An 8,610-nucleotide genomic window follows, 5' to 3' on the forward strand; every position below is an offset into this window, starting at 1 on the left:
CTACTGAAGTCGGGTCGAGAAGTTGAGTGTTAAACCGGGTTAATTGTTCCCAGTCTTGCTATTGAGACATTTTCGCAGCTTCAGCAAGAGCGCCGACAACGATGAAGACGCCGTCAGTGAACCGCAAGCACCTTGATTTTGTGGATGATAAAACCGCCGCCCTGCTGCTCAACACACCGGGCAGCGCCAGGCTTATGCTCTGGGTGATTGTCATTTTCTTTATCGTGGCAGGTGTGTGGGCATCCCGCGCGCAGCTGGAGCAAGTGACGACTGGCAGCGGCAAAGTCATCCCCTCTTCCCAGCTTCAGGTGGTACAGAATCTGGAAGGCGGCATCGTCAAAGCGCTGATGGTCAAAGAAGGCGAACAGGTACAAAAAAATCAACCCCTGCTGCTGATTGATGACACCCGTTTCCAGTCCGACTTCAATGAAAGGGCGCAGGAGCTGGCCAGCGCACAGGCCGATGCTATCCGGCTTGATGCCTTGCTCGATAATGTCACTGTTAATCAGACAAAAAAAAACGTGTCAGTATCCCGCCCGCCGCTGGTTTTTCCTGACACCTTCCTCAGCGCGTATCCGGATCTGGTGAATCGTCAGCAGGCCGAATACAGCGATAATCTGTCGACCCTTGAAAGCCAGCTCGCCGTTGCCACCCAACAACTTCAACAAAAGCAGCAGGAACTGATTGAAGCCCGCTCCCGGCTCAGCGGGCAACGGCAAGGCTACAACCTGGCCAGCCGGGAATACAAAATCACCAAGCCACTGGCCGATGAAGGTGTGGTGCCTGAAATAGAGCTGCTGAAACTGCAACGCCAGCTCAACGATACCCGCAAAGAAATGCGCTCTACCGAGCTGCAGATCCCCGTCATTGAAGCGGCCATCCGGGAAGCTGAATTCAAACGTCTGGATGTCGCCCTCAAATTTCGCTCTGACATTCAGGCCGATCTCAATCAGGCCACCGCCAGGCGCGATGCACTAAACCAGTCCAGCGTCGGTTTAGAGGATAAAGTCCAGCGCACCCTGGTACGCTCTCCGGTCAATGGCACGGTGCAGACCTTGTATTTCAATACCATAGGCGGTGTGATTCAACCCGGCATGGACATAGTCGCCATCGTACCGACCGAAGATAACCTGGTGATCGAAGCAAAAGTGCTGCCACAGGATATTGGCTTCTTACGCCCAGGTCTCAAGGCAATGATTAAATTTTCGGCTTATGATTACACTGTCTATGGTGGTTTAGAGGGCACACTGGAGCAAATCAGCGCCGATACGATTCAGGATGAAGAAGGCAACAGTTTTTATCAGGTAAAAATTCGAACAGAAAAAAACAATCTCGCGGATAACAGCGGTGAGCAGCTGCCCATCATACCGGGAATGACAGCGTCGGCCGATATCATCACCGGCAAACGTACCGTGTTGCAGTATTTACTGAACCCGATACTGAAAGCCCGCCATTCCGCCCTGAGGGAGTAAACCAATGCACTATCTGTACACCAAGGTATGCACTGCACTGACCCTGGCGCTGATCACCGGGCTGGCCTCGGCACAATCGCTGGAGCAGGCGGTCGCTCAGACGTTGTCTTCCAATCCGGAAATTAAAGGGGCCTATAACGATTTCATGAGTCGCTCTGAATCTATCCGGGCCTCAAAAGGGCAGTATCTGCCTTCTGTCGATCTGGAGGCCGGCATTGGCTACGAAGACTACGATGACACCACCAATAGCACCGGTGATTATAATCCGTCGGATGCCACCATCAGTATCAGCCAGTTAATCTGGGATGGCTCCATCACCTATCACGATATCCAGCGCAATAAGTCCGAAGCCGAAGCACAGCGCTATCAGTTGCTGGCCGATGCACAGGACAAAGCACTGCGGGTGGCTGAAGTGTACCTCAATGTGCTGCAGGCGCAGGAAGTGCAGTCTCTCTCGGAATCGAATTACCAGATCCACCAGCGAATTTACACCGATATCAAAAAACGCACCGATGCCGGTATTGGCTCGATCGCCGATCTGTCACAGATCGAGGGCCGGCTGGCACGGGCAGAGTCCAACCTGATCGCTTCACGTAATAACGTGCAGGACAAAGTCACGGAGTTTTACCGGGAAGTCGGCGAACAGCCGGTCAATCTGGTTCAGCCGGAAGTGGATATCAATTTCCTTCCTCCCTCGCTGGATCGGGCCATCGAGATAGCAAGGGAAAATAACCCGACACTGAAAACCGCCAGCAATGATATTGATGCGGCCCATTATCAGTACAAGCAGGAGCGCGGTGATTTCTGGCCGACGTTCTCGATTGAGGCCTCTCAGGAATGGGGAGAAGATCTGGAAGGCACACCCGGCCATACCGACGAATTAAAAGCCGGGTTACGCATGCGATATAACCTGTATAACGGCGGCACAGACATGGCCGAAAGCCGCCGGGCTGCCTACCAGATCAACAAATCCAAAGATATCCGGGACAGAGCGCACCGTCTGCTGGATGAAAGCACCCGGCTGGCCTGGAGCGCGCTGGAACTCTCTGAACGCCAGACCCAGTATTTACAAAAGCACGTCGATGCTTCGGCCCGTACCGTGATCGCCTATGAGAAACAGTTTCAGATTGGGCAACGCACACTGCTTGATGTACTGAACACGGAAAATGAACTGTTTGATGCGCGCAAAGCCTATTTGCAGGCCTTTTACGACGGCATTCTGGCCAGATACCGAGTCCTGAATGCCACGGGTAAATTGCTGGATGAAATGCGGGTGGATATCCCGGATAAATGGGCTGAGTCAGTACGCTGACGAGTAAGGAGGTGACATGCAACGACAAGTGATGTATTTCTTGCTGACACTCGTTCTGCCGGGCTGCTCAACCACGGTCTCGGATCCGCCCGTCGCCGAGCAGTCGCGGGATCTGCTGGATCAGGATTCAGACGGTGTGATCAATGCGCGGGAGCGATGTGCCGACACGCCGCTGCCGGCTGTGGTGAACAATGACGGCTGTCCGCAATTTGTTGAAAGCAAACGTACCAATCAGCTGCATATCTTGTTTGCCAACGATTCTGATGTCATCCCGTCAGGTTTTCGCAGTCAGATTCAGAAAATGGCCGCCTTCTTAAAAGTGTATCCAGACACAGCAATTGAATTAAAAGGCTATGCCAGCCCTGTGGGGGCATCACCCCATAATCTGGATTTATCCAAGCGCCGCGCCGCGAATGTGCGCACATTGCTGATTGACCAGGGTATCGCGCCGGAACGGGTCAGAACGGTTGGCTTCGGGGATAATGAACCGGTACCGGGACAGACACGGGAGCAGACCAATATCCTCAGCCGCCGTGTGACGGCAACCGTGACGGGCGCCGATGCCGGGGTGCTGGAACGCTGGACTATCTTCACCACAAGGAATCAATAACACCATGACAGTACGGCTTACTCCGGCCCCCTGCTGGCCACGCCAGTGACGCGGTGGCTGTTGATGACATGGCTCTTAGTTGCGCCCCCGCTCAATGCCTTCGATGAACAGGAGCAGGCGATGTTTGATCGCGTCGCGGCTTTTTATGGTGATCGCGCAGGCAAGCGGATGATCGCCTGGCGGCAACTGCTGACTTCCGTATCCCATCAGCAGGAATGGCAGAAACTGGAACAGGTCAACCGCTTCTTTAACCAATTCACGTTTCTGAATGATATTGAAATCTGGGGAGAAAATGACTACTGGGCGACGCCCTCTGAGTTTCTCGGCGCAGCAGGCGGCGATTGTGAAGACTTTACTATCGCCAAATATTTTTCGCTGCGGGAACTGGGCGTCGATGACCAGAAACTGCGCCTTGTCTATGTGAAGTCACTCAAGCTGAATCAGTTCCACATGGTATTGGCCTACTATGCCAGCCCGGGTGAGGTGCCTGTCCTGCTGGATAACCTGGATCCTGACATCAAACCTGCTACCGAGCGTCGCGACTTATCGCCCGTCTACAGCTTTAACGGCAGTCAGCTATGGCTGATGAAACAGCAAGGACAGGGACAGCTCGCCGGTAAGTCTTCGCGCCTGAAACGCTGGACCAACCTGAGAGAGCGCTTCGACGCGCAGAAACTGGCGCGCCCGCTCATCAATCTGGACCAGCCATAGAAGGAACGGACGCATGACACTCTACAGGCAAATCATCCTCTGGTTATTACTGGTCTTTGTGCTGCTGCTGGTGAGCGTCTTCTCGGTTCAGATCCACAATACCCGTAGCTACCTGCTCAATCAGCAAACCATTGAGACAGACAATGCCGTGAATGCCGCCGGTCTGGCATTAACCCCTTATCTGGCGGAAAACGATTTAATTGGGGCGGAATCTGTGATTAACGCCATGTTTGACGGCAGTTTTTACCAGCGGGTTTCCCTGAAGATTGTGACGCCTCAAAGCCAGATTCTGAGGGAATACCCGCCAGGGGCTTTTGCGGTGCCCGGATTTTTCCGCCGCTGGCTACCCATAGATCCGCAGACACGTTCAGTGACACTCACCAGTGGCTGGATGCAAACCGCCGAGCTGTCGGTGACCAGCAATCCTGCGGTCGCTTACCAGCAGCTGTGGCAAAGTGCCATTCAGTTATTTCTGGCCTTGTCCGCCATACTCGGCCTGGGTGCCGCCGCTTTACTGCTGGGCCTGAACCTGATTGTCCGCAAACCGCTTAACCGGCTTCGTACCAAAGCACAGGCCATTTCCCGTCATGACTTCGGGGCGCCGCTGCCCTTGCCTGCCACCAAAGAACTGCACGATGTGGTGGACGCCTTTAATCAGATGAACCGGCAGATACGCCACCATTTCAGGCAACAGGCTGAAGAAGCGGACAGACTTCGCATTCAGGCTTATCAGGATCCCGTCTCCGGGCTGGCAAACCGCCGTTTTCTGCTCTCAAAGCTCTCTGCGCTTATTCAGGATAAGGGGCACGGAGGTATCGTCTTGTTACGTGCCGACATCATTAAAGACACTTACCAGCAACAGGGATTCCGGGCCGGTGACAGCCTGGTGTCAGCCATATCCCGGCAACTGACGACACTGTTTGCCCCGAAGGCCACCCTGGGCAGGCTCAATCAGTCAGAATTTCTCTATATCGGGCCGGCTCAGTCGCGAACGGATCTGACAGAGATTGCCAGACGCATGCTCGACATCACCGATAAATGTCATCCGGTGCAAGAAGGGGTGGCTGAACATAACAGCTGCGTGGCCGTTGTGATGAAAGAGAAGATGCATTCTGTGTCTGATTTGCTGGCAGCGGCAGACAATGCCGTCAATCAGGCGTCCACTCAGGCAGACCTGCCGCTGTGTGTCACAGGCGACGATACCTCTTTACCCACCTTTGCCCGTCAGCAATGGCAATCGCTGATTGCTCAGGCCATCAAATCAGATCAACTGGCATTCAGCTTTCAAACAGCCATTGATCACAAACACCAGTCTTTGTTCAGAGAAGTGTTTACCAGTGTTGAACATCAGGGCCAGGCTTACCGGGCGCAATTTTTCCTGCACGCACTGGATAGGCTGGAAGAGGGCGCCAGCCTTGACCGTTATGTGCTGAGCAAGATGGCAAAACACTTAGGCTATCGTGACGATACTTCACTGGTGCCCTTAACCGTCAACCTTAGCCTCAGCAGCATTCGCACTGCGGGTTTTCTTCGCTGGCTGGCAGGGTTTATGGCCATGCACCGCCATCTTAGCAGCAAGCTGTTGTTAGAAATTCCTGAGGCTGCTTTTGTTCAGCATTTTGAATTTACCAGCCTCCTTTGCAACATCATTCGTCATTATGGATTCCGCTTCGGCATTGATAACTACGGCCACCATTTCAGTACCCTTGGCTATCTGCAGCGGTTTAAGCCTTACTATGTCAAACTGGACTACGCCTATACCGGTCAGTTAGATCAGGATATAAAAACCGATGTCCTCCGCGCGGTTACCCGGACCGCAGATAATCAGAATATTCTGACCATAGCCACCCGGGTTGAAACCCAAGCACAGATGAATACGCTGGCAGCACTGTCAGTCAGAGGTTTCCAGGGCTATGTGGTCGACAGTCTGCTGAGGGCGTCACCATGACAGATCCCTTACTGCTCGCTTTGATCTACGTCAGCCGTCACTATGGGGTAACTAACACACCCGATGCCTTGATTGCCGACCTGCCACTGCCGGACGGGCAACTCACGCCCTTTCTGCTGCCCCGGGCCGCTGAAAAAGCCGGACTTGAAGCAAAAGAAGAAAAACTGGCGGTAGAAAAACTGCCGCCCATGTTGCTACCGGCCATACTGCTGCTGAAAGGCAACAACGCCTGCGTCGTCGTCAGTATTGATCATGAAAAACAACAACTGGCGGTTTTATCGCCCCAGTTTGACAGCGAAGAGCGCTGGCTTTCTTTTTCAGAATTCAATGACAGCTATACCGGCCACCTGTTTCTGCTCAAAAAACGGTTTCGCTATGACGAGCGGTCGCCGGAGTTGCTCAAACCCACTCAGGGACACTGGTTCTGGGGCACACTCTGGCTGTCGAGAAATATCTATCGCGATGTGTTTATTGCCTCGATACTGATCAACCTGTTTGCCATTGCCACCCCGCTGTTTACCCGCCTGGTTTACGACAAAATTGTACCGAATCAGGCGTTTGATTCACTCTGGGTGCTGGCCAGCGGCATCACGCTGATCTTTGGCTTCGACTTTGTGCTTAAGCTAATGCGCAGCTATTTCATTGATGTGGCGGGGAAAAAATCCGACATTCTGATATCCGCCAAGCTCTTTGCCAAAGTCATGGGTCTGCGGATGGAAGCCCGGCCCCCCTCTGTCGGTGCGCTGGCCCGGCATCTGCAGGAATTTGAAGCGATCCGGGAGTTTTTCACCTCGGCGACCATCACTTCCCTGATTGACCTGCCGTTTGCGATATTGTTTCTGGTGGTGATCTGGCTGATTGCCGGGCCGCTGGTGATCATTCCCATCATCGCCCTGGCCTTGCTGATTCTCTACAGCCTGCTGGTGCAACGGCCTTTGCGAAGAAGCATAGAAGAAGGCTCTCGCCTGTCGTCGCAAAAACACGCCAACCTGATTGAAAGCCTGTCCGGACTGGACACCATCAAACGGTTCGAAGCGCAAAGCCAGTTTCAGTACAAATGGGAAGAAGCGGTTGCCCACATGGCCAACTGGAGTATCACATCGCGACGCCTGACCGATTCAGTGCAAAACACCGCCGGGTTCTGCCAGCAATTTGTCACAGTCGGCATGATAGTGTTTGGCGTGTATCAGATTGCCGCCGGTGAATTAACCATGGGCGGTCTGATTGCCGTATCCATGCTCAGCAGCCGCGCGGTTGGGCCATTGGTGCAATTGGCTTTGCTGTCTACCCGCTACCATCAGGCAAAATCGGCCAAGACCATTATCGAACAACTCATGGCTTTACCTGTCGAGCAAGAAGCTGATAAGCGCTTTCTGCATCGCGCCTCCTTACAGGGCCGGATTCAGTTCAGTCAGGTCAGTTTTCAGTATCCCGGCCAGCAGCGTATGGCAATCAAAGACTTGGATCTGACCATAGAACCGGGGGAAAAAGTCGCCGTTATTGGCCGGGTCGGTGCCGGAAAAACCACCATAGAGCGTTTGATCATGGGGCTATACAAACCCTCGGCAGGTTCGATCAGCCTTGACGACACTGACATCGGCCAGCTGCACCCCACGGACATCCGGCGCAATATCGGCAGCGTGCCGCAGGATCTGATGCTCTTCTATGGATCTGTCCGCGATAACATTGCATTAGGCCGCTCGCAAGTCAGTGACGACGCCATTCTCCGAGCTGCTGAGCGGGCCGGCGTCACCGCCTTTACCCGACAGGATGAAGCCGGACTGGATCGTCAGGTCGGCGAAGGCGGGCAAGCGCTCTCCGGCGGCCAGAAACAAGCCATCGCCATCGCCCGCGCCCTGCTCACCGAGCCCAAAGTCCTGGTTATGGACGAACCCAGCAGCAGCATGGACAACAAAGCCGAACAGGCACTCAAACAGGTATTAAACAGGCTCGACAATGACGAAACCCTGATCCTGTTCACCCATAAAACCAGCATGCTGGATGTCGTCGATCGCATCGTGGTTCTGGAGCAAGGCCAGCTCGTCGCCGACGGTCCCAAAGAGCAGGTACTGCAGCAACTCAGGGACGGAAAATTAAATGGTGGAAAAATGGAAACAGGGTGAGATCGGAGTGACACAACAAGCTCAATCAGTTCCTTCCCCTTTTCAAGGGGGAGGCCAGGTGGGGGTTATCGGGCACAAATGCCAAATCGGTGCACGCCGTACGAACCCCACCCTAGCCCTCCCCTTGCCAAGGGGAGGGAAAATCCGTGCTCACAACAAGCTCAGTCAGTTCCTCCCCCTTTTCAAGGGGGAGGCTAGGAGGGGGTTATCGAGCACAAGTGCAAAATCGGCGCACGCCGTACGAACCCCACCCTAGCCCTCCCCTTGCCAAGGGGAGGGAAAATCCGTGCTCACAACAAGCTCAATCAGTTCCTCCCCCTTTTCAAGGGGGAGGCTAGGAGGGGTTATCGGGCACACATGCCAAATCGGTGCACGCCGTACGAACCCCACCCTAGCCCTCCCCTTGCCAAGGGGAGGGAAAATCCGTGCTCACA

Annotated in this window: 6 protein-coding genes; all 6 read left to right on the forward strand. The window is 54.1% G+C overall.

The window, feature by feature from the left end; genetic code table 11:
• The first annotated feature begins 101 nt into the window (after positions 1–101).
• On the forward strand, positions 102–1,472 hold the full coding sequence (locus P0Y67_RS14260; RefSeq protein WP_342392401.1) for an HlyD family type I secretion periplasmic adaptor subunit: 1,371 nt from the start codon (positions 102–104) through the stop codon (positions 1,470–1,472).
• Positions 1,473–1,476: 4 nt separating this feature from the next.
• On the forward strand, positions 1,477–2,784 hold the full coding sequence (locus P0Y67_RS14265; RefSeq protein WP_161442100.1) for a TolC family outer membrane protein: 1,308 nt from the start codon (positions 1,477–1,479) through the stop codon (positions 2,782–2,784).
• Positions 2,785–2,800: 16 nt separating this feature from the next.
• Complete coding sequence (locus tag P0Y67_RS14270; RefSeq protein ID WP_342392402.1) at positions 2,801–3,394, forward strand: OmpA family protein; 594 nt, start codon at positions 2,801–2,803, stop codon at positions 3,392–3,394.
• 63 nt (positions 3,395–3,457) lie between these two features.
• Positions 3,458–4,105, forward strand: coding sequence for a transglutaminase-like cysteine peptidase (locus tag P0Y67_RS14275; RefSeq protein WP_161442104.1), 648 nt, complete (start codon positions 3,458–3,460; stop codon positions 4,103–4,105).
• A gap of 13 nt (positions 4,106–4,118) precedes the next feature.
• On the forward strand, positions 4,119–6,053 hold the full coding sequence (locus tag P0Y67_RS14280; RefSeq protein WP_342392403.1) for a bifunctional diguanylate cyclase/phosphodiesterase: 1,935 nt from the start codon (positions 4,119–4,121) through the stop codon (positions 6,051–6,053).
• Positions 6,050–8,176, forward strand: a complete 2,127-nt coding sequence (locus P0Y67_RS14285) for a type I secretion system permease/ATPase (RefSeq protein WP_342392404.1) — start codon at positions 6,050–6,052, stop codon at positions 8,174–8,176. The genes P0Y67_RS14280 and P0Y67_RS14285 overlap by 4 nt, the downstream gene beginning before the upstream one ends.
• Positions 8,177–8,610 lie beyond the last annotated feature (434 nt).

Origin of the sequence: Photobacterium sp. SP02, from assembly GCF_038519165.1 — a bacterium.
Classification (GTDB): Bacteria; Pseudomonadota; Gammaproteobacteria; order Enterobacterales; family Vibrionaceae; genus Photobacterium; species Photobacterium halotolerans.

What these genes read in the sequence shown, in the direction of transcription:
- P0Y67_RS14260 (WP_342392401.1), top strand. Translation starts at nt 102, where the DNA reads ATGAAGACGCCGTCAGTGAACCGCAAGCACCTTGATTTTGTGGATGAT.
- P0Y67_RS14265 (WP_161442100.1), top strand. Translation starts at nt 1,477, where the DNA reads ATGCACTATCTGTACACCAAGGTATGCACTGCACTGACCCTGGCGCTG.
- P0Y67_RS14270 (WP_342392402.1), top strand. Translation starts at nt 2,801, where the DNA reads ATGCAACGACAAGTGATGTATTTCTTGCTGACACTCGTTCTGCCGGGC.
- P0Y67_RS14275 (WP_161442104.1), top strand. Translation starts at nt 3,458, where the DNA reads ATGACATGGCTCTTAGTTGCGCCCCCGCTCAATGCCTTCGATGAACAG.
- P0Y67_RS14280 (WP_342392403.1), top strand. Translation starts at nt 4,119, where the DNA reads ATGACACTCTACAGGCAAATCATCCTCTGGTTATTACTGGTCTTTGTG.
- P0Y67_RS14285 (WP_342392404.1), top strand. Translation starts at nt 6,050, where the DNA reads ATGACAGATCCCTTACTGCTCGCTTTGATCTACGTCAGCCGTCACTAT.